Annotated in this window: 19 protein-coding genes; 17 read left to right on the top strand and 2 right to left on the bottom strand. The window is 51.3% G+C overall.

Features of this window, described 5'->3' with window-relative positions; translation table 11 throughout:
- Positions 1 to 104 precede the first annotated feature (104 nt).
- The 11 genes from M1L66_RS18945 to M1L66_RS18895 all read left to right on the top strand — a co-directional run bounded on the left by M1L66_RS18945 (position 105) and on the right by M1L66_RS18895 (position 12,160).
- The gene (locus tag M1L66_RS18945) at positions 105 to 1,376 is read left to right on the top strand and encodes a hypothetical protein (RefSeq protein ID WP_434687640.1); all 1,272 of its coding nucleotides are present in this window, start codon (positions 105 to 107) and stop codon (positions 1,374 to 1,376) included.
- Between the two features lie 59 nt (positions 1,377 to 1,435).
- Positions 1,436 to 1,855: a VOC family protein gene (locus M1L66_RS18940; RefSeq protein ID WP_002603662.1), complete on the top strand. Its 420-nt coding sequence runs from the start codon at positions 1,436 to 1,438 to the stop codon at positions 1,853 to 1,855.
- A gap of 139 nt (positions 1,856 to 1,994) precedes the next feature.
- Entirely contained in the window at positions 1,995 to 3,356 is a 1,362-nt protein-coding gene (locus M1L66_RS18935; RefSeq protein WP_434687638.1) for an MATE family efflux transporter, read from the top strand.
- 21 nt (positions 3,357 to 3,377) lie between these two features.
- Complete coding sequence (locus tag M1L66_RS18930) at positions 3,378 to 4,289, top strand: acetamidase/formamidase family protein (RefSeq protein ID WP_434687636.1); 912 nt, start codon at positions 3,378 to 3,380, stop codon at positions 4,287 to 4,289.
- Between the two features lie 108 nt (positions 4,290 to 4,397).
- Positions 4,398 to 5,423, top strand: coding sequence for a branched-chain amino acid aminotransferase (locus M1L66_RS18925; RefSeq protein WP_207729047.1), 1,026 nt, complete (start codon positions 4,398 to 4,400; stop codon positions 5,421 to 5,423).
- Positions 5,424 to 5,840: 417 nt separating this feature from the next.
- Positions 5,841 to 6,746, top strand: a complete 906-nt coding sequence (locus M1L66_RS18920; RefSeq protein WP_434687635.1) for a hypothetical protein — start codon at positions 5,841 to 5,843, stop codon at positions 6,744 to 6,746.
- A gap of 111 nt (positions 6,747 to 6,857) precedes the next feature.
- A complete protein-coding gene (locus M1L66_RS18915; RefSeq protein WP_243270157.1) occupies positions 6,858 to 7,226 on the top strand; it encodes a hypothetical protein in 369 nt (122 codons plus the stop codon).
- A 171-nt stretch (positions 7,227 to 7,397) separates the two neighbouring features.
- The gene (locus tag M1L66_RS18910) at positions 7,398 to 8,309 is read left to right on the top strand and encodes an AEC family transporter (RefSeq protein ID WP_434687634.1); all 912 of its coding nucleotides are present in this window, start codon (positions 7,398 to 7,400) and stop codon (positions 8,307 to 8,309) included.
- 62 nt (positions 8,310 to 8,371) lie between these two features.
- Entirely contained in the window at positions 8,372 to 9,757 is a 1,386-nt protein-coding gene (locus M1L66_RS18905; protein WP_434687633.1) for a sodium-dependent transporter, read from the top strand.
- 65 nt (positions 9,758 to 9,822) lie between these two features.
- Positions 9,823 to 11,772, top strand: a complete 1,950-nt coding sequence (gene thrS / locus M1L66_RS18900; protein ID WP_434694285.1) for a threonine--tRNA ligase — start codon at positions 9,823 to 9,825, stop codon at positions 11,770 to 11,772.
- Between the two features lie 73 nt (positions 11,773 to 11,845).
- Positions 11,846 to 12,160 (top strand): DUF1540 domain-containing protein, encoded by a 315-nt coding sequence (locus tag M1L66_RS18895; RefSeq protein ID WP_002603675.1) that lies wholly within the window; start codon positions 11,846 to 11,848, stop codon positions 12,158 to 12,160.
- A 65-nt stretch (positions 12,161 to 12,225) separates the two neighbouring features.
- Here M1L66_RS18895 and M1L66_RS18890 read toward each other — a convergent pair whose 3' ends face one another.
- Entirely contained in the window at positions 12,226 to 12,639 is a 414-nt protein-coding gene (locus tag M1L66_RS18890; RefSeq protein ID WP_187019365.1) for an EamA family transporter, read from the bottom strand.
- A gap of 416 nt (positions 12,640 to 13,055) precedes the next feature.
- Between M1L66_RS18890 and M1L66_RS18885 the strand changes: the two genes are divergently transcribed.
- From M1L66_RS18885 to M1L66_RS18875, 3 genes are read left to right on the top strand one after another with little or no spacing between them, the layout of a single operon-like run.
- Positions 13,056 to 13,583, top strand: a complete 528-nt coding sequence (locus M1L66_RS18885) for a complex I 24 kDa subunit family protein (protein WP_187019639.1) — start codon at positions 13,056 to 13,058, stop codon at positions 13,581 to 13,583.
- A gap of 44 nt (positions 13,584 to 13,627) precedes the next feature.
- Positions 13,628 to 16,705 (top strand): NADH-quinone oxidoreductase subunit NuoF, encoded by a 3,078-nt coding sequence (nuoF, locus tag M1L66_RS18880; protein WP_434694283.1) that lies wholly within the window; start codon positions 13,628 to 13,630, stop codon positions 16,703 to 16,705.
- 5 nt (positions 16,706 to 16,710) lie between these two features.
- Positions 16,711 to 18,489, top strand: a complete 1,779-nt coding sequence (locus tag M1L66_RS18875; protein WP_434687630.1) for an NADH-dependent [FeFe] hydrogenase, group A6 — start codon at positions 16,711 to 16,713, stop codon at positions 18,487 to 18,489.
- Positions 18,490 to 18,510: 21 nt separating this feature from the next.
- Here the strand turns inward: M1L66_RS18875 and M1L66_RS18870 are convergent, their stop codons facing one another.
- A complete protein-coding gene (locus M1L66_RS18870) occupies positions 18,511 to 19,425 on the bottom strand; it encodes a hypothetical protein (RefSeq protein WP_434687628.1) in 915 nt (304 codons plus the stop codon).
- Between the two features lie 382 nt (positions 19,426 to 19,807).
- Here M1L66_RS18870 and infC point away from each other — a divergent pair, with 382 nt between their 5' ends.
- Genes infC through rplT form a run of 3 tightly spaced genes read left to right on the top strand, consistent with a single transcriptional unit; the run spans position 19,808 to position 20,913 of the window.
- Complete coding sequence (gene infC / locus M1L66_RS18865; RefSeq protein WP_025531319.1) at positions 19,808 to 20,302, top strand: translation initiation factor IF-3; 495 nt, start codon at positions 19,808 to 19,810, stop codon at positions 20,300 to 20,302.
- Positions 20,303 to 20,329: 27 nt separating this feature from the next.
- The gene (gene rpmI, locus M1L66_RS18860; RefSeq protein ID WP_002603682.1) at positions 20,330 to 20,527 is read left to right on the top strand and encodes a 50S ribosomal protein L35; all 198 of its coding nucleotides are present in this window, start codon (positions 20,330 to 20,332) and stop codon (positions 20,525 to 20,527) included.
- Between the two features lie 29 nt (positions 20,528 to 20,556).
- Positions 20,557 to 20,913 (top strand): 50S ribosomal protein L20, encoded by a 357-nt coding sequence (gene rplT, locus M1L66_RS18855; RefSeq protein WP_002603683.1) that lies wholly within the window; start codon positions 20,557 to 20,559, stop codon positions 20,911 to 20,913.
- Positions 20,914 to 21,053: the final 140 nt, after the last annotated feature.

Below are 21,053 nucleotides of genomic sequence, written 5' to 3'. Positions count from 1 at the left end.
ACCACAATTCCAAATACTTTACAAATGACTGCTTCCCTGAGTATAATGAACAGTAGTACAGAAGGAGCGGCTATAACCAGTGATCGAAGGGAAAGGAAAAAAGTATGAGTGTAGGATTTACGTGTCAGGCAGTGGTTCAAGATAAACGGTTTGTGAAGCAGATGATCCGGATGCTGGGAGAGGAGAAGCGGTATGAGGTACGGCAGGAGGAAGACTGTATGCGTGTGGGATTCTGTCGGCTGGGAGATTTGTTTTTTCAGTTCAGCTCCGGGCTGGACGGGGAAATTCCGGCGCAGATGGTCTATGGAGAGTGCACCTCCAGTCTGGCGGGAGCGGGATTTCACGCCGCGGCGGTTCACTTCGTGGAGGAGCTTGCCAGAGAGACGGATCTGGAATTTATCCTGGATGATGAGACCGGCTATGGGGTTGACCATGATTTTGAACGGATGAGAGACGAACATTTTTACGGATGGCTGAAAAACCTGGTTGCGGTATGCCAGGAGCGGGAAGAAAAATGGCCGGATGCCGTGTCCTTCGGTCTCTGCTGGGATCTGGATCAGTACACGCCGGAGGAGGTTCCTGGCACCGTGTTCACTCCCTTCGGCCGGTTCTCAATCCAGAAAATGCTGGGCTGGGTGGAAAATGAGGGGATTGAGCCCTTGGCAAAGGAATTTTTCATCTGGAATGAGCCGGGAAGAGATGCGGGATATTACAGAAACACGGCTCTCAGCCTGATGTGGGAAGAGTGCTGTTTCATGCCGGGCAGCAGGAGCGAGCGGGATAAACGGATGAATGACCGTATCATTGATAATCTGGAAAAAGCCCTTCTCTTAGACCGGTGCCTTCCATTTCCAACGGAGGAATACATCCTGCTCTGCCGGCTAAATGGAAGAGAGCCGGAGGCTGTTTCGGATGTGCCGGTGTATGAACCGGATTATCCCATCGGCTACAGGCGCGGGAATGTGCGGGATAAGATCGGCACCATGACCTTTGTGGTTCCGGGCTCCTATCTCTATGAATACGATGAGGACAGCAATTCTCATTTATGGTATGACGGTCTGGAGGAGGACTGGCATGCGATCCGGATTACGGCGTTAAAAAGCAGAGAGGAGAGCCCGGAGATCACGGAGCGGATTTTCGACGGCGCAGAGGGAGAACCGATAAGCGGAGAGAATGGCTGCTTAGCATACCGGTTTGCGTTTGCCGGAACCACAGAGCATGAGACGGACGGTCCGTGCAGCCAGTATGTGGGGGAAGTGGCAGGCGGATATCAGATCGCACTGATAACGGCTTCCTGTGAACACAGGGAGGACGAATGGGCGGAAGCGTTCTTTCGGAGCATGTCCCACTCACCGGAGGCAAATCTGGAAAAATGATAAAGAAATGGATATCCGGTTATACTAATTCCATCTTAGAATCCAAGGAGGAACACAGGATGGAATTTACACCCTATATCCGTTTTAACGGAAGCTGCCGGGAGGCGGTGGAATTTTATGCGAAGGCGTTCGGAGCGGAGCAGCCGAAGTTTCTGACCTTCGGGGAGAGCGGGGAGAATCCCGCATGGCCGATGCCGGAGGAGGCGAAGAAGCTGATTATGCATACGGAGATCACTGTGAAGGGAAAGAAACTGATGTTTTCCGATACATTTCCGGGTATGCCGTATGAACAGGGAAACCACATTACGATCGCTCTCATGCCGGAGGACGAGGAGACGGCCAGGAAGATCTTCGGGCATCTGAAGGAAGGCGGTAAGGCAGAGATGGAGCTCTCGGAGACAGCATGGAGCAGCTGTTTCGGTATGGTGACGGACCGGTACGGCATCGGATGGCAGATCAATGTCCTGAGAGAGCACTGACCGGGAGTGCAGATCAGGAGCACTGACCGGGAACACTGACCGGGAACGCCTGCCGGCAGCAGGGGATAAAGAACTTTGCAAATGCGGCGGTTAGTGATATGATAGATAGAAATGTTACAGGTAAAAGGATTGAAACACCATGTCAGACACAGCAAATGATTTTTCAAAAGGCAGTATCGTATCAAATATCATGAAGCTGGCGGTCCCTATGACCATGGCCCAGCTGATCAATGTACTCTATAATATTATCGACAGGATCTATATCGGGCGGATTCCGGAGAATGCCACGCTGGCTTTAACCGGCCTGGGGCTCTGTCTGCCCATTATTTCCATGGTTATCGCGTTCGCCAATTTATTTGGCATGGGTGGGGCACCGCTGTGCTCCATCGAACGCGGCCGCGGCAATAAGGAGGAGGCGGAGCTGATCATGGGCAACTCCTTCGTCCTGATGGTAATATTCGGAATCGGGCTGACTGTGGTGGGACTGGCCCTCAAAAAGCCCATGCTCTATCTGTTCGGGGCCAGTGACAACACGTATCCGTATGCGGATCAGTACATAAGCATCTATCTTCTCGGAAGTATTTTCGTGATGATCGGTCTGGGGATGAACAGCTTCATCAACTCGCAGGGGTTCGGTACCATTGGCATGATGACCGTGCTCCTCGGGGCGGTCGCCAACATTATTCTGGACCCCATCTTTATCTTTACCTTTCATATGGGAGTAAGAGGGGCGGCGCTTGCCACGATACTGTCCCAGTTTCTGTCTGCCCTCTGGATCGTAAAGTTTCTGACGGGCGGGAAGGCGATTTTAAGGCTGAAAACTTCGGCGTTCCGGCTGCAGAAGGAGCGGGTGAAGAACATCGTGGCCCTCGGCATGTCGGGCTTTACCATGGCGATCACCAACAGCTCGGTACAGATCATGTACAATGCGTCACTGCAGCATTACGGCGGGGATCTGTACGTAGGGATCATGACCGTGATCAACTCTGTCCGGGAAATCATTTCCATGCCGGTTAATGGCCTGACGAACAGCGCGCAGCCGGTGATGGGGTTCAATTACGGGGCGGGAGAGTATAAGCGGGTGAAACGGGCCATTGTGTTCATTTCGGTGGTCTCCATCGCCTATACGACGGTCATGTGGCTGTTTGTCCATGGCTTTCCTGAATTCTTTATCCGCATCTTCAATCAGGACGCGGATCTGGTCAGGGAAGGAATTCCGGCCATGCGGATCTACTATTTCGGTTTTTTCATGATGTCGCTTCAGTTCGCCGGTCAATCCGTGTTTGTGGCGCTGGGAAAAGCGAAGAATGCGGTGTTCTTCTCGATTTTCAGGAAAGTGATCATCGTGATACCGCTTATGCTGGTCCTTCCTCTGATGTTTGGACTGGGAACGGACGGCGTGCTCATGGCGGAACCGGTGTCCAACTTTATCGGCGGGGCGGCCTGCTTCATCACGATGCTGATTACGGTGTGGCCGGAGCTCAGCGGTAAGAAAAAATAAACAGGGTCAGGGAGAATAGAGATGAAAGTGATAACGAAAGAATTTATAACGAACGTGCTCTCAAAGGACAATGCAGCTTGTGCTTCCATTCAGGCGGGAGAGACGGTGGTATTTGAAACGTATGACTGCTTTACGAACCAGTTCCTGCCGGAGGAGGCCACCTTTGAAAATGTGGTGAGAAAACCGGGGAATCCGGCCACCGGCCCTCTGTACATTGAGGGAGCGATGCCGGGAGACATGCTTAAGATCGAGATTCTGGATATCGAGCTGGGACCTGTCGGCATTGTGATGCTGGGGCCGAACAGCGGAAGCGAGAGGTTGGATTTTCCGAAAAAGGTATTAAAACGCGTTCCTGTCAAAGATGGAAAGGCATACTACGACGGCAAAGTGGAAATACCGGTGGAGCCGATGATCGGCGTGATCGGTGTGGCGCCGGCGGGAGAGGGCGTTTCTACCGTAACTCCCATGGATCACGGCGGAAATATGGACTGCACCCAGATCAAGAAGGGCGCCGTGCTGTATCTTCCTGTCTTTGCCGAGGGCGGCCTTCTGTCCATGGGTGATTTCCACGCCATCATGGGCGACGGGGAAGTGGAGGACTGCGGCCTGGAGATCGAGGGCCGGGCTACGGTTCGCGTCGATGTGGTGCGGAACGAGTACTGCGTCCCATATCCCATGATCGAGACAGAGGACCGTCTGATCACCATCGCATCGGCGGAAGATGTGGAAGGCGCCTGGCGGGCCGCGACGAGACAAATGTATGATTTCATGAGAGAAAAGATTGGAATGGATGTTTCGGATGCCGGCATGCTTCTGACGATGACAGGCAATCTGATCATCTGCCAGACCGTGAATCCGATGAAAACCGTTAGAATGGAACTGCCTCGTTATATAACTCAGAGTTATGGCTTTTATTCGATCTTTGGTTCCTGAGGAAAATGTCTTGACTTTTATATGGAAAAGTATAATAATGAAAAAAATTAAGAATTGAATTAAAAATGAATCAGGAAACAAATCAACGAGGGAAAGAGGAAGATACGCATGGAAAAGAAGAACATCGACTGGGGAAATTTAGGATTTGGATATATACAGACAGATAAAAGATATGTATCCAATTTTAAAGACGGAGCTTGGGATGAGGGTACTCTGACCGATGATGCAAATATTGTATTAAATGAGTGTGCAGGTGTTCTGCAGTATGCGCAGACGATTTTTGAGGGCTTGAAAGCATATACTACCGAGGAGGGCCGTATCGTAACCTTCCGCCCGGACTTAAACGGAGAGCGTATGGAGAATTCCGCCAGAAGGCTTGAGATGCCGGTATTCCCGAAGGAGCGTTTCGTGGAGGCCGTTACGAAGGCAGTGGCGGCCAATGCCGCCTACGTGCCGCCATTTGGAAGCGGAGCGACGCTCTATGTCAGACCGTATATGTTTGGAAGCAATCCGGTTATTGGAGTGAAGCCGGCGGATGAATACCAGTTCAGGATTCTTACCACACCGGTAGGTCCTTACTTCAAGGGCGGCGTGAAACCGCTTACCATCTGTGTCAGCGATTTCGACCGTGCGGCTCCCCACGGCACAGGCCATATCAAGGCAGGTTTAAACTATGCCATGAGCTTACATGCGATCATGGAAGCCCACCGAGCCGGATTTGATGAAAATATGTATTTAGACCCCGCAACGAGAACGAAGGTGGAGGAGACAGGCGGAGCCAACTTCCTGTTCGTGACTAAAGATAAGAAGGTGGTTATTCCGAAGTCTGAAAGCATTCTTCCGTCGATTACACGCCGTTCCCTGATGGTTGTTGCTAAGGACTATCTGGGTCTGGAAGTGGAAGAGAGAGAAGTGCTTTTGGAAGAGGTGAAGGACTTCGCGGAATGCGGACTGTGTGGTACTGCGGCCGTTATCTCCCCGGTGGGCAAGATTGTGGATCATGAGAGAGAAATCTGCCTGCCGAGCGGTATGAGCGAGATGGGAGAAGTGACGAAGAAGCTGTATGATACATTGACCGGGATTCAGATGGGAAGAATTGAGGCGCCGGAAGGGTGGATTCATGTGATTGAATAAGCCGTTCGTTCTCCCGTCCCTCCTGCTCCCCGGACCACCCAGAAGGCTCATCTTCTTGACCGGATTTTTCGGTCAAGAAGATGAGCCTTCTGAACTGTTACAACATGACTGGATTCCGGAAGGTTCGATAAGGCTTTTGGATTGCCTTTTGTTTGAGATTATGGTATAATTGTTTTATTAATTTCCATTTATATCTGGAGATCTAATGCCAGTTACTGGCATCATGGCTGTTCGGCCGAAGCGTTCACAGGGAATATAGAATTGGGGTCAGAAATTGAATAAAAGAAAGGGAGTGGTCTGTTTATCGTTACTGGATGCAGGCTTTCGCAGGGTATCGGATATTAGGGGCCTCTATGGTAATGGTTAAAAAATCTGTTGAAAAGTACAACTGGTTTCAGTATAATGGAGGTAAGGAATATGGTAAAAGTGAATAAGAAATACAAAGACAGATTATTTCGAATGGTATTTAACCGGAAAGAGGAACTGCTTTCCCTGTATAACGCGATCAGTCACTCAGAGTATACCAATCCTGAAGAGCTTGAGATTAATACGCTGGATGATGTAATCTACATGAAGATGAAGAATGATCTCGCATTTTTGATTGATGATGTTTTAAATCTCTGGGAGCACCAGTCGACCTGGAATCCTAATATGCCGGTTCGCGGAACACTCTATATTGTAGAGGAATACAGAAGGTACATTGAGCAGAATGAACTTAATCTCTACGGAAGCAGGCTGATTACGCTTCCGATTCCTCAGTTTTATGTGTTCTATAACGGTCTGAAGGAGGAACCGGATTGCATCGAACTGAAGCTTTCGGATGCATTTTCCCGCGTTCATTCAGAACTGGAGCCGTGTATGGAGTTTAAGGCGATTATGATGAATATTAATCGCGGACATAATGAGGGGCTGATGAAGCAGTGTTCAACACTCAGGGAGTATGCGGAATTCGTGGCGCGTATCAGGGAGAGGACGAAGGATGGAACGGCGCTCGGGACGGCGGTTGAGGACGTGATGGATTCCTGTATCCGGGATGGAGTACTGGCGGAATTTTTGTCGATCCACAGAGCGGAGGTGTTCGAGGTGCTGTTGACGGAATATGATGAGCAGCGGCATATTGCCGATGAAAAGGAGTTGAGCCGCAGGGAAGGTAAAGAAGAAGGCAGAAAAGAGGGCAGAGCGGAAGGTACCTTAGAGAAAGCGCATGAAGTAGCAGTCAATCTGTTTGCCAAAGGTATTAGCGCGGAGGAAGCTGCCTCGATATGCGGAGAAGACAGCAGTCTGGTGGCGGAATGGCATCGGGAATGGGAAGCAGCAAAATAATGGGAACAGAATAAAAGAACCGGAACAGACAAGTTTTGATGGAGCTTGCCTCGCTGGGTAATCAGTGGGCAGCTCCTTTTGTCATGATGAGAGGACGGCGGGAGATGTCAGATGTCTTACATAACTTATACCGATGATGAGATGGAGATCGTGAAGAGCGGGATAGAGGCCATAAGGAATGTCCTGATGGGAACGGATATGGGGAAGAAGGAGAGCCTTCTTTTCTGTCTGGACCGTTTTCTGGATCCGTGGTTTGGGTATCAGCTGCCGTATCAGGACGCCATTGTGGACCTTCTGCAGATGGTTATCGTCAGTGACAATACGCTTTCCGTGAAAGAGGCGGCGCTGCAGCTGATCTGCGATTACGCATGGCCTCCGTTTCCGGTTCTGGAGGAGAATTTTGAGCGTGTGGAGGCGGAACTGAGGCCGGATGTCTCTTATGCAATGCATATGGACAAAGAAATTGAAACGGATTCGTAAATTACTCTTTACAAAATGTTCAGAACAGGTTAGGATGAAAATTGTGCGCAAATTTTAATGGCAGCATAGCTGCTATGTTATTCTGAGTTTTGTATTCTGGACTCAGAATGTGGATTGAAAGAAATAAGAAGCAAAAGATGACCGTGATCAATGGCCGGGAGGGGACTGGATATGACAGCAGTACTGACAAAAGCGTTTGCGTTTGTTGCAATCATTGCCATGGGATATATTCTGAAGCGGGTGGGCTTTTTTCACGCAAAGGATTTTTACCTGATTTCCAATATCGTGATTAAAATAACACTGCCGGCGGCTATTGTATCGAATTTCAGCAAGATAACCATGGATTATTCACTGCTTGCCATGTGCGTAATTGGTCTTCTCTGCAATTTTGTGACGATCGCCGTCGGATATGGGATCAATATAAGAAAGCAGAAGGAGACGAGGGCCTTTGCCATGCTCAATATGTCGGGCTACAATATCGGCAATTTCACCATGCCCTTTGTGCAGAGCTTTTTAAGCCCCGTGGGATTTGCGGCCACCAGTCTGTTTGACGCGGGCAACTCCATTATGTGTACGGGGATGACGTTTACACTGGCAGGTATGGTGGTGGGAGAGGATGAAAAGCCGTCTCTCCTGGGAATGACGAAGAAGCTCTTTTCCTCGATTCCGTTTGACGCATATATCGTTATGACAATTCTCAGCATTTTAAAATTGCAGCTTCCGGCAGTGATGATCAGCTTCGCGGATACAGCGGGCGGCGCCAATGCGTTTCTGGCGCTCCTGATGCTTGGGATCGGATTTGAAATCCACATGGACAGGGAAAAAATTGCACAGATCGTGCAGATTCTCGTGATGCGCTACGGCATTGCGGTTCTGATGGCGGTTGGTTTTTATTTCTTCGCCCCCTTCGGGCTGGAAGTGCGCCAGACTCTGGCAATCGTGTCTCTGGGTCCGGTGGCCTCGATCGCTCCGGCATTTACGGGAGCCTTAAATGGAGATGTAGAGATGGCGAGTGCGGTCAATTCTCTCTCCATCATCATAAGCATCGCAGCGATTACAGCCGCACTTATTATACTGCTGTAAGTCAAAAACCCCGCCGCTCGCGGGAATAACAAAACGAACAGACAAGAGGAGTACAGGAAACTATGCATCAGAAGAGAAGCCAGTGGGCAAGCAACGTGGGATTCATACTGGCGGCGGCAGGTTCTGCCGTCGGCCTGGGCAATATATGGAAGTTTCCGGGAAAGGTGGGGGCGTATGGCGGAGGCGCATTTATTCTCTGCTATATCATTATCGTCGCCCTGATTGGTTTCCCGGTAATGCTGGCGGAATTATCAATCGGAAGGAGGACGCAGAAAAATGTGATCGGGGCGTTCCGTCAGCTGGATAAGCGATTCACATTCGTGGGAGGAATCGGCGTTCTGACTCTCTTTGTCATTATGTCTTACTACAGCATTGTGGGCGGATGGGTGATGAAATATATCTGGGTCTATGCGAGCGGCGCACATTTCGGGGCTGCGGCGAATCCGTACCAGACGTATTTCGCGGACTTCATTGCGAAGCCGGTGGAACCGCTTCTTTGGGGAGCGGCATTTCTTCTCCTCTGCATCTATGTGGTGGTAAAGGGCGTGTCTTCAGGAATTGAGCGTGTCAGCAAGGTCCTGATGCCGGCGTTGTTTCTCCTCCTTTTGGCCTGCGTGATCCGGGCAGTCACGCTTCCGGGGGCGAAAGAGGGACTTGCCTTTATGCTGACTATTCGGCCGGAGTCGTTTAACGGCAACACGCTGGTAGGGGCATTGGGACAGGCCTTCTTTTTTCTTTCCGTAGGCATGGGGATCATGGTGACGTACGGTTCCTACGTTCCGAAGGACGATCATCTGGTGAAGAGTGCGGTCAGCATCTGCGCATTGGATACCATGGTGGCCATCCTGGCGGCCTTTGCGATCATCCCGGTTGTGTTTGTCACGCTGGGGGCGGAAGGACTGGGAATGGGCGGCGGCTTTGCCTTCATGGCGCTGCCGGAGGTGTTCGCCGGATTTCCGGGCGGCAAGCTGTTCGGACTGGTGTTCTTTATCCTGCTGTTCTTTGCGGCGCTGACCAGTGCGATCAGTATTCTTGAGAGCTGCGTGGCATTTATCAGCGAAGAGTTTCATTTCAGCAGGCTGAAATCCACGATTGTCTTATCGGTGCCGATGACGGTGCTGAGCACCGGATACTCCCTGTCGCAGTCCGATGCGAGAGGCATTAAGCTTCCGTGGCTCGATTTCTCACAGGGCTTTACCATGCTGCCGATGAATGCAGTGATGGAAAAATTTACGGACAACCTGATGATCCCTCTGGGCGCTCTGGCCTTCTGCCTGTTTGCCGGATGGGTATGGGGGACGAAGAACGCGGTGGAGGAGATCGAATCGGAGGGAAGATATCCGATGGTGATGAAGAGAACGTGGAGTTTTATCGTGAGATTTCTGGCGCCTCTTGTGATCGCGGTGATACTCTATTTTACGCTGGGGCGCGGTGAAGGGCTTTCCTGATGAAGTATAAAACGAATTTTACCTCTGACAAAGGGGAAAGATGATAGAAAAGGAGAAACTTAATGATGAAGATAACATTAAAAGACGGTTCAGTAAAAGAATACGAACAGGCGATGTCCGTTTATGAGATTGCGGCGGATATAAGCGAAGGCCTTGCGAGAAATGCCTGCGCAGGCGAGGTGGATGGCAAGGTAGTGGATTTGAGAACTATGGTAGAGCAGGACTGCAGCTTAAGTATCCTGACCGTTCATGATCCGGCCGGACTGGCGGCCTACCGTCACACGACGAGCCATGTGCTGGCACAAGCGGTGAAGCATCTCTATCCGGAGGCAAAGCTGGCCATCGGACCGTCTATCGAGAACGGTTTTTACTATGATTTTGAGACTCCTTCCTTTTCCAGGGATGATTTAGATAAGATTGAAGCCGAGATGAAGAAGATCATCAAGGCCGGCGAAAAGCTGGAGCGTTTTACGCTTCCGCGTGAGGAAGCCATCAAATTTATGGAGGAAAAAGGGGAGCCGTATAAAGTGGAGCTGATCCGGGATTTACCGGAAGACGCGGAGATTTCCTTTTACCGCCAGGGGGACTTTACGGATTTATGCGCAGGACCTCATCTGATGAGCACGAAGCCGATCAAGGCCTTTAAGCTGACCTCTTCCTCAGGAGCCTACTGGAGGGGCAGTGAGAAGAACGCCATGCTGACCCGTGTCTACGGAACGGCCTTTGCGAAGAAGGAAGAGCTGAACGAATATCTGGAGTACTTAGCCAATATCAAGAACCGCGACCACAACAAGCTGGGACGTGAGCTGGAGCTGTTCGCTACCGTGGATGTAATCGGACAGGGCCTTCCGTTACTGATGCCGAAGGGCGCAAAGATCATCCAGACGCTTCAGAGATGGATCGAGGATGAGGAGGAGAAACGCGGCTATATGAGGACGAAGACTCCTCTGATGGCGAAAAAGGATTTATACGTGATTTCCGATCACTGGGATCACTACAAAGAAGGAATGTTCGTGCTGGGTGACGAGGAGAAGGACGACGAAGTGTTCGCACTGCGCCCCATGACCTGTCCATTCCAGTATTACGTATATAAACAGAGCCCCAAGTCCTACCGCGACCTGCCATGCAGATACGGCGAGACCTCCACACTTTTCCGCAACGAGGATTCCGGAGAGATGCACGGACTGACCCGTGTGCGCCAGTTTACCATTTCCGAGGGCCATCTCGTGGTGAGACCGGACCAGATGGAAGAGGAGTTTAAAGGCTGTGTGGACCTGGCAAAATACTGCTTGACGACGCTGGGACTGGAAGAAGACGTGACCTACCGCATGTCCAAATGGGATCCGGAGAATGCCGGCCATTATCTGGGAAATGCTGAGATGTGGGATGAAGTTGAGGCTGCCATGAGAAAGATTCTCGACGACATTGGCATCGAGTACACGGAAGAAGTGGGCGAGGCTGCCTTCTACGGCCCGAAACTGGATATCCAGGCGAAAAATGTATACGGCAAGGAAGACACCATGATTACCATTCAGCTGGATATGTTCTTAGCCGACCGGTTCGACATGAGCTTCGTGGATAAGGACGGCACCAAGAAGCGTCCGTATATTATCCACCGCACCTCCATGGGCTGCTATGAGAGAACGCTGGCCTGGCTGATCGAGAAGTACGAAGGCGCGTTCCCGACATGGCTGTGTCCGGAACAGGTGAGAGTGCTCCCGATATCCGAAAAGTATCATGATTACGCGGAAAAGGTGGAAGCAGAGCTTAAGGCTAACGGTATTCTGGCGACTGTGGATGAGCGCGCGGAGAAGATCGGATACAAGATCAGAGAGGCGCGTCTGGCCAAGCTTCCGTACATGCTGGTCGTTGGACAGAAGGAAGAGGAGGACGGCCTTGTGTCTGTCCGCAGCCGTTTTAACGGAGACGAAGGGCAGAAGTCCCTTTCCGATTTCATCGATGCCATCAGCCGTGAAATCCGTACAAAGGAAATTAAAACAATTAATGTCGAATAGTTCCTGTCCCGCCTGCGCATAATAACTCCTGCAGAAGCGATAGAATTTAAGAATTCTCAAGGAGGGATATTCCATGACGAGATTGGACTGTAACGTGACAAACTGCCTTCACAATGCGGAAAACTGCTGCTGTAAGGCTGCAATCATCGTAGAGGGCGAGCAGGCAAAAGACACGTGTGACACGTGCTGCGGAAGCTTTGACGAGAATAAGGACGGTGCTTACCATAACCTGTTCAAGACACCTGAAAACAGACTGGAAGTGGACTGTGAAGCAGTAAAATGTGTATACAACGAAGGCCGCCACTGTTCCGCGGATCATATCGGTATCGCCGGAGACGGTGCGAGTGAGGCCAGCCACACGGAATGTGCATCATTCAGGGAAAGATAATAGAAAATAAAAACACCGCATGGCGGGAAGCGTGTAAGCTTCTTGCCATGCGGTGTTTTTGCCTCCTAAAGGATCATGAAAAAGGTTCCGGCCGTGATAAGCAGGATTCCGATCAGTTTTTTGATGGTGATCTGCTCATGCAGGAAAAGAAAAGCCAGGATGACGGTGAGCACGATGCTGAACTTGTCTACGGGCACCACCTTGGAGGCTTCCCCCATCTGCAGCGCCTTGTAATAGCAGATCCAGGAGGCGCCGGTAGCAAGGCCGGAAAGAATCAGGAAAATCCAGCTTTTCCTGCCGATATCGGGAAGACCGCTCTGGGTATTGGTCATGAATACGACGACCCATGCCATAATCACGACCACGATGGTCCTGACCGCGGTAGCCAGGTTGGAATTGACGCCTTCGATCCCCACTTTTGCGAGTATGGAGGTCAGGGCGGCAAAAACCGATGAGAGGAGAGCAAACAAAAACCACATGGATGAGATTCCCCCTTTAAAATGCTTCAGACCGCATCCGCAGCTTCATAAAGTGCGGCGGCCATGAAGTCTGATAGGATCATTGTAAAATATTTCCCGCAAATATTCAATCCTGAAAATTCGTAAAACACCTGGAGCGCAGCGTTCGCGGCTACGCAGATTGTGTCAAAAAAAAAACAATGGCTTGACAGGCGTTGTCACTGCATGATAGTATGAGACTATAAAAAAATTAGATTACCTAAAAATTTTTTAGATTTCAGAATAGTGAGGAATGACGATGTCGGGATACTGTTTTGAGCATAAGAGGTTTTGGTGTTTCAATAATACATGGTGGATGAGAGAGAGCAGCTGATGAGGCTGCTCTCTCTTTAACTTTGTATAATTTTTCACAATATAATGAGGAGGTAGGAATCATGATGAAAGAAAACACGGAACATTGCTGCTGCGAAGGGTGTGACAGCAGTCCTGAGACTTTACTCGGGCGGATTGGGGAGCTGGCTTCGGAGTACAGGGGAAAGGAGGGGGCGCTGATATCTGTGCTTCACATGGCGCAGGGAATCTATGGATATCTGCCCCTGGAGGTACAAAGGACGGTTGCGGATGCGCTGGATATTCCGCTGTCCGAGGTATCCGGGGTGGTTTCCTTTTATTCCTTTTTTTCCACGCAGCCGAGAGGAGAGCACACGATCCGCGTCTGTCTCGGAACGGCGTGCTATGTGCGGGGCGGAAAGAAGATATCGGAACGGCTTCAGGAGCTTTTGGATGTGAAGATCGGCGATACGACGGAGGACCGGAAGTTTACGCTGGAGGTGGCGCGATGCATCGGCGCCTGCGGTCTGGCCCCGGCGATGTCCATTGACGGCCAGGTTTACAAGCAGGTGAATCCGGATAAGCTGGAGCAGATTCTTGCAAGATATTATGACGGGCACGCTGAGCGCTCATAACTAGGAGGAATAACGGAATGGAAAATAAAATCACAAATTCTGCCATGCTTGCAGATATAAAAAAGGATTACATAGAAAAAAGAAAAGCCTTTAAACGCCGGATTCTGGTCTGCGGAGGTGCCGGATGTATCTCCTCTCACTGCGGAGAGGTACAGGAGGCGCTCAAAATGTCTCTCGCAGAGCATCAGCTGGAGTCGGAGGTGGAGATTCTGGTAACAGGCTGTATGGGAACGTGTGCGGCGGGGCCCGTTCTCTTGGTGGAGCCGGACGGAATTTTCTACACGGCCATGAATCCGCAGAAGGTGGCGGATCTTGTGGAGCGCCATCTGATCGGCGGGGAGGTCTGTGAAGAGTATACATTTTACGATGCGGAGGAGGAACGCTACATTCCGAAGCTGGATGACATCAATTTCTTTAAAGAGCAGGTCCGCATCGCGCTGCGCAACTGCGGGCGCATGGAGTTTGCCTCCATGGAAGCTTACATTGCAAGGGATGGCTACGCGGCTGCTGCGAAAGCACTGGACGGCTTAAGCAGAGAAGAGGTGGTGGAGATCATGAAGGCCTCCGGACTCCGCGGCCGCGGCGGCGCCGGTTTCCCGACGGGAATCAAATGGGAATCGGGCTTGAAAGCCGTGTCCGAGGACGGGCAGAAATACATGGTCTGCAACGCCGATGAAGGTGATCCCGGCGCTTTCATGGACCGCAGTATTCTGGAAGGCGATCCTCACAGTATCATAGAAGGCATGATGCTGGGCGCCTATGCCATCGGCGCAGACAAGGGTTACGTCTATGTCAGGGCGGAATACCCGATCGCAGTGGAGCGACTTTCCGCCGCCATCGAGCAGGCGAGAGACCGGGGGCTTCTGGGAACCGATATTCTGGGAAGCGGATTTCAGTTCGATCTGGAGATCCGGATCGGCGCGGGCGCGTTTGTCTGCGGCGAGGAGACCTCCCTTCTGGCGTCCATAGAGGGAAAACGCGGGGAGCCGAGGCAGAAACCGCCGTTCCCGTTTGAGCGGGGCTTATTCGATAAGCCGACGATTATAGACAATGTGGAGACGCTGGCAAACGCGGCGCCCATTATCTTAAACGGCGCGGAGTGGTACCGGCAGTTCGGCACGGAAAAGAGCGCAGGCACCAAGGTATTCGCCCTTGCGGGAGACATTATCAACGCGGGAATTATCGAGGTCCCCATGGGAATACGGCTGGGAGACATTATCTATAAAATCGGCGGAGGCATCACGGGAGGACGGAAATTCAAGGCGATTCAGTCCGGCGGTCCTTCCGGCGGCTGTCTCACCGGGGAACATTTAAACACGGCGGTGGATTATGAATCCCTGGCGAAGCTGGGAGCCATCATGGGATCCGGCGGCCTGGTGGTTATGAGTGAAAACACGTGTATGGTTGATACCGCCAGATACTTTATGGACTTTATCCGTGATGAGTCCTGCGGAAAGTGTCTGCCCTGCCGGAACGGCACAAAGCGGATGCTGGAGATTCTGGAACGGATTACGGAAGGAAAGGGCGAGGAAGGCGATTTGGAGCTTCTGGAGGAGCTGGCGGAGACCATCAGACAGACAGCCATGTGCGGCCTGGGCCAGACTGCCCCGAATCCGGTGCTTTCCACACTCCGTTATTTCAGAAACGAATACGAGGAACATATTTACGAGAAACACTGCCGCGCCGGAGTCTGTTCCGAGCTGCAGACGTCGCCGTGCCGCAACGCCTGTCCGGCCAACGTGTTTGTACCTGGCTATATCAGCCTGCTCTCCGCAGGAAGGTTTGAGGATGCATACCGGCTGATCCGCCAGGATAATCCATTCCCGTCCGTCTGCGGCCGCATCTGTACACATCCGTGCGAGGAACGCTGCCGCCGCGCCCAGGTGGACGAAGCCGTCTCCATCTGTTCCTTAAAGCGCTTCATCGGAGACTATGTGCTTCAGGATGGATACGAGATTCCGAAGGTGGAGGCGAAGCCGGCCACGGGGAAACGAATTTCTGTCGTGGGAGGCGGACCATCCGGTTTGACCTGTGCGTATTACCTGGCTAATTTAGGCCATGAGGTTCACGTATATGAGGCGGAGAGTGTTGCCGGCGGAGTTCTTTACTGGGGAATTCCGGAGTACCGCCTTCCGAAGGAGGTGCTGGCAAAAGAGGTGAAGGCCATCGAACAGAGCGGCGTGAACATCCACTGCAACGTAAGAATCGGGGAGGCGATCTCCTTTGAGGAATTGAAAAATCAGAGCGACGCCGTCTACGTGGCGATCGGAACACAGCAGTCGAGAACCTTAGGGATTCCGGGTGAGGATTTACCGGGAGTGGAAAACGGCCTTATTTTCTTAAAGCGAATCGGCTTAAAACAGAGCCTTTCGGTTCCCGAACGTCTTGTCGTCATAGGCGGCGGAAGCACGGCCATGGATGTGGCGCGTACGGCGGTCCGGCTCGGCTCAAAGGAGGTAACGGTCGTATACCGCAGAACCGAGCGGGAAATGCCGGCTGGCGCCGAGGAGGTCAAGGAAGCGAGAGAAGAGGGAATCCGCATTATCACCCTGGCATCCCCTGTGAGAATCACAGAGAAAGACGGCGCTGTCTGCGGCATCGAGCTGGTAAAACGGCAGTTTACGGATTACGGTCCGGATGGCCGGCGCAGAAGCGCACATATCGAGGGCTCCGAGTTTCTGCTGGAGTGTGACGGCATCATAACGGCCATCAACCAGGATGTGGATCATAAATTCCATCAGACAACCCAGCTGGACTTCGACGGAAAGGGCAGGATTGATGTTCATCAGTTCACCAGCCGCACTTCGGAGGAAGGCGTGTTTGCGGGAGGTGATACGAGCCCGTGGGGAGCCAATGTCGCTGTCAACGCCATTGCCGACGGAAAGAAAGCGGCCGTTAATATCGACAAGTACTTAGGCGGCAGCGGAGAACTGAATATGGGCGAGTGGCTGGAGATTCCGGTGATCCCCGACATGGAAGTGACCGAACCGCATATGAGATTCCCGGTCAGAACGCTTCCTGTGGATGAGAGGATCGACAACTTTAAGGAAGTGGCGTGCGGCTTCCACAAATTAGACGCAATCGGTGAGGCGTTCCGGTGCCTGCACTGTGACAGGAGGTAAGAGAGATGATAAAGCTGACAATCAATGGAAAAACAGTAGAAATAGAAGAGGGAGCGACCATCATGGAGGCAGCGGCCAAAGCCGGCATCAAAATCCCAAGCCTCTGTCATTTAAAAGATGTCCATACATACGGTTCCTGCCGGATCTGTGTCGTGGAGGTGGATGGGATGAAGAATCTCCAGGCCTCCTGCATCGTCAGGGCGAGGGAGGGCATGGTGGTTCATACGAATTCGCCAAAGGTCCGTGCGGCCAGAAAGGTCCTGTATGAGCTGCTGCTTTCCGACCATCCGAAGGACTGCTTAAGCTGCAACAGAAACCAGAACTGCGAACTCCAGGAACTGGGCTATGAACTGGGAATCACGGAGACCCGGCTGGAGGGTGAGCGCTCCGAATGCAGCGTGGATATTTCCCCTTCCATCACCAGGGATACCAGCAAATGTATCCTGTGCCGCCGCTGTGTGACCGTATGCAACGAGATACAGCACGTGGGGGCCATACAGGCGCAGAACCGCGGCTTCGATACGGTCATCAGTCCGGCTATGGGGCTTCCGCTTAATTCCACGGCCTGCGCCATGTGCGGCCAGTGTACGGTAGTCTGTCCCACCGGTGCGCTGCAGGAGACGGATGGCTTAAGCCGGGTCTGGAAGGCATTAGGTGACCCGGGCAAGCGCGTGGTCGTTCAGGTGGCGCCCGCTGTCCGCGCGGCTCTCGGCGAAGAATTTGGCCTTCCCTGCGGAACTCCGGTTACCGGGAAAATGGCTTCGGCCCTCCACGAGCTGGGCTTTGACGACGTTTTCGATACGCTGTTCTCCGCGGATTTAACCATAATTGAGGAAGGAACAGAGCTTCTGCACCGGCTTTTTGCTGTGCTCACCGGAGGGGACGCAGTTCTGCCGATGATTACAAGCTGTTCACCGGGATGGATCAAGCACATCGAGCACCAGTTCCCGGAGGAGCTGGACCATTTGTCCACCTGTAAGAGCCCGCATACCATGATGGGAGCGGTAGTAAAATCATTCTATGCGGACCGCCTTTCCATGGATCCCCGGGATTTGTATGTCGTCTCCGTGATGCCGTGTACGGCGAAGAAGTATGAGATTGAACGGGGCGAGATGGAAGTAGACGGAACCCGGGATGTGGATGCGGTTCTGACGACCAGGGAACTGGCGCGGATGATTAAGTCGGCGGGCATCGATTTCGTCAATCTGCCGGAAGGAAGCTTTGATGCGCCGCTGGGACTCTCCACGGGTGCCGCCGATATCTTCGGTGTAACCGGCGGTGTTATGGAGGCCGCGCTGCGTACCGTGTACGAACTGGTAACGGGACGGGAACTGCCCTTTGAAGGGCTTCACGTGACGCCGATTGTGGGTCTGGAACAGATTAAGACCGCGTCCTTCGTCATCGAAGACACGCTTTTGGAGTATAAGCATCTGGAAGGCGTGGAAGTGAAGGTGGCGGTAACCAGCGGACTGGAAGGCGCCTCCATGCTGATGAGAGAGGTGGCGGACGGCACCTCGCCGTACCATTTCATCGAGGTCATGGGATGTCCTGGCGGCTGCATCGCAGGCGGCGGCCAGCCGCGTCCGAAAGAGGACGATTTCCGGAAAAAACGTGCGGCGGCGCTATACAGCGAGGACGAACACAAGCCTCTGCGAAAGTCCCACGAGAATCCGGATCTTATGAAGCTGTATGAGGAGTTCCTGGGAGAACCCGGCGGCCATCTGGCCCATAAGCTTTTGCATACCCACTATGTAAAACGCGGAAAATATAATGAATTAGTATAGAAAAGAATGGAGACGGATTCCTCAGGGAGCTGAGGCATCCGTCTCCATTGCTGTTATGCCTGTATTGTCTTCCGGCATTAGATCATAAGGGACGTAGGATATGGACTTGCGGCCCTCCTCCGGGAGGTTGTTATAGGATTCCAGCCAGGCGATCGTCTCGTCGCTCAAATCCGATTGACGAAAGAAACGGCCTTCATATTCCAACGTTCCGTTTGCCAGAAACAGCGTGTAATGGTCGCCGTCCCTGACTGCCATGGCGCCATCCCAGAGGGATATATAGCCGTCGCCCTTGCTGCCGAAGTTGGACTGGCCATTTTCCGACGGGACCTTTAAGCTGTCAATGACGGAGGAAAAGCTGCCGTCTTCCGTTCCGCAGGTGGGGCTGGCAGTTCTGCCTGTGCCGATAAAAAGGGTATCTCTGGCATAGAACATGGGGGAGAGCGGCTCTTTTGCGATCTGGCCCATCTCCATCAGGGACTCCAGGGTATCGGGATCGACTGCATCGCGTCTTCCCTTTCTGAGAAGCTCACAGCTATAGACGGTGGTCTGTCCCGGCCACGTCTCCATAATAGGTCCGGCCTTCATGGAAACGGCGTCGCCGTTGTCCAGCGTATCCAAAACGCTTCTGTCGCCGGAGGCATAGGTGAAGACGACGGGGCCGTAGTTGTCAATGACCAGAATGCCGTCTCCACTGGTGGATTTTAAAAATCGTCCGGTTCTGTCAGATGCATCGGAAGGGACCTCCGCCGGGATGGAAGAGCTGCTTTCCTCCGCCGGACCGGAGGCAGATGGCCCTTCCGCTCTGCCGTCTGTTGTCATGAGCTCCACTGTGGCTTTCGGATCCTCCGACGGTTCCGGGCTGGCCTGGCGGCTGGAACAGGCGCTCAGCGCTGCGGTGAGAAGTATGGCGGTAAGCAGTACTGTTTTTTTATTCAAGATTCAATCCTCCTGTTTTTTAATACGGTTCTGTGGTATCATATATTTGATATGTTTACAATACCACAATCTGCCTTATTGTTCTTTACTTATTCCTTGCAAATTTCGTAAGTTTAAGAAATCGATAAAAAACACTTGACTTTTCTTCTGTTATATTGTAGACTATAAAAAGTTGTGGAAACAACAGTCAGGAAAGTAGGTATCCGCCTCACCACGGCACGAGTAAGTGACCCTGGTTCATAGCCTTATTTACATAGGTATACTGTGTAGAGACTTTGATGGTGGGTAGCGTTTGTCTATCTACTTTTTTTATGCCCTGACGGGCAGTAATGTGAATTCCGACCAAACACACTATAGGAGGTGCACGACAATTAGCGATTTAATGATTAACGAACAAATTAGAGACAAGGAAGTTCGGTTGATTGGTGAAGATGGAGAACAGTTAGGGGTTATGCCTGCGAGAGATGCCTTACAGATGGCAAAAGATGCAGAACTGGACCTTGTAAAGATTGCTCCGACCGCAAAGCCACCGGTTTGTAAGATTATCGATTACGGTAAATACAGATACGAACTGGCAAGAAAAGAAAAAGAAGCTAAGAAGAAACAGAAGGTAATCGAAGTAAAGGAAGTTCGTTTATCTCCCAATATTGACACAAATGACTTAAGTACAAAGATGGGCGCCGCAAGGAAGTTCCTCGAAAAAGGAGATAAAGTTAAGGTAACCTTACGTTTCAGAGGTCGTGAGATGGCGCATATGTCAAAGTCAAGATATATTCTTGAGGATTTCGCAAAGGAATTAGCCGATATAGCGGTTATTGACAAGCCGTCCAAAGTGGAAGGAAGAAGCATGGTTATGTTTTTAACACCAAAACGTTAATAGAACATTATCAAGGAGGAAAATACAATGCCTAAATTAAAAACAAGCAGAGCAGCTGCAAAGCGTTTCAAAAAGACCGGTACAGGAAAGCTTGTAAGAAACAAAGCTTACAAATCTCACATCTTAACTAAGAAGTCTACAAAGAGAAAAAGAAATCTTAGAAAAGATATCGTTACAGACGCAACCAATGCAAAAGTAATGAAGAAGATTTTACCATATTTATAGGATCTTAAGTTAAGAAGGAGGAAAAACCGATGGCAAGAATTAAAGGCGGTATGAACGCTAAGAAGAGACATAACAGAGTGTTAAAGATGGCTAAAGGCTACAGAGGCGCTCGTTCCAAACAGTATAGAGTAGCAAAGCAGTCTGTAATGAGAGCATTAACCAGCTCCTATGCAGGCAGAAAAGAAAGAAAGAGACAGTTCAGACAGTTATGGATTGCCCGTATCAACGCAGCAGCACGGATCAATGGCTTATCCTACAGCGTATTTATGCATGGATTAAAGTTAGCTGGTGTTGACTTAAACAGAAAAGTCCTGGCTGACATGGCTGTTAATGATGCAGAAGGCTTCGCCAAATTAGCAGAACTTGCTAAAACAAAAGTGGCTTAATTGATGATAAATTTATCCCCTGTAAACGCGTGATAATTGTTTACAGGGGATTTTTTGTGTTTTTTTATCTGTATTTTATCTGTGTCATCTCAATATCTGTATCATCGTTCAATAATACCCATTACATATGCTGAAAATCT

The organism is Hungatella sp. SB206 (genome assembly GCF_051132295.1).
In the GTDB taxonomy this organism is placed as follows: Bacteria; Bacillota; Clostridia; order Lachnospirales; family Lachnospiraceae; genus Hungatella; species Hungatella effluvii.
Note: the sequence above shows the minus strand (reverse complement) of the source record. Positions and strands in the feature narration are given on the sequence as shown.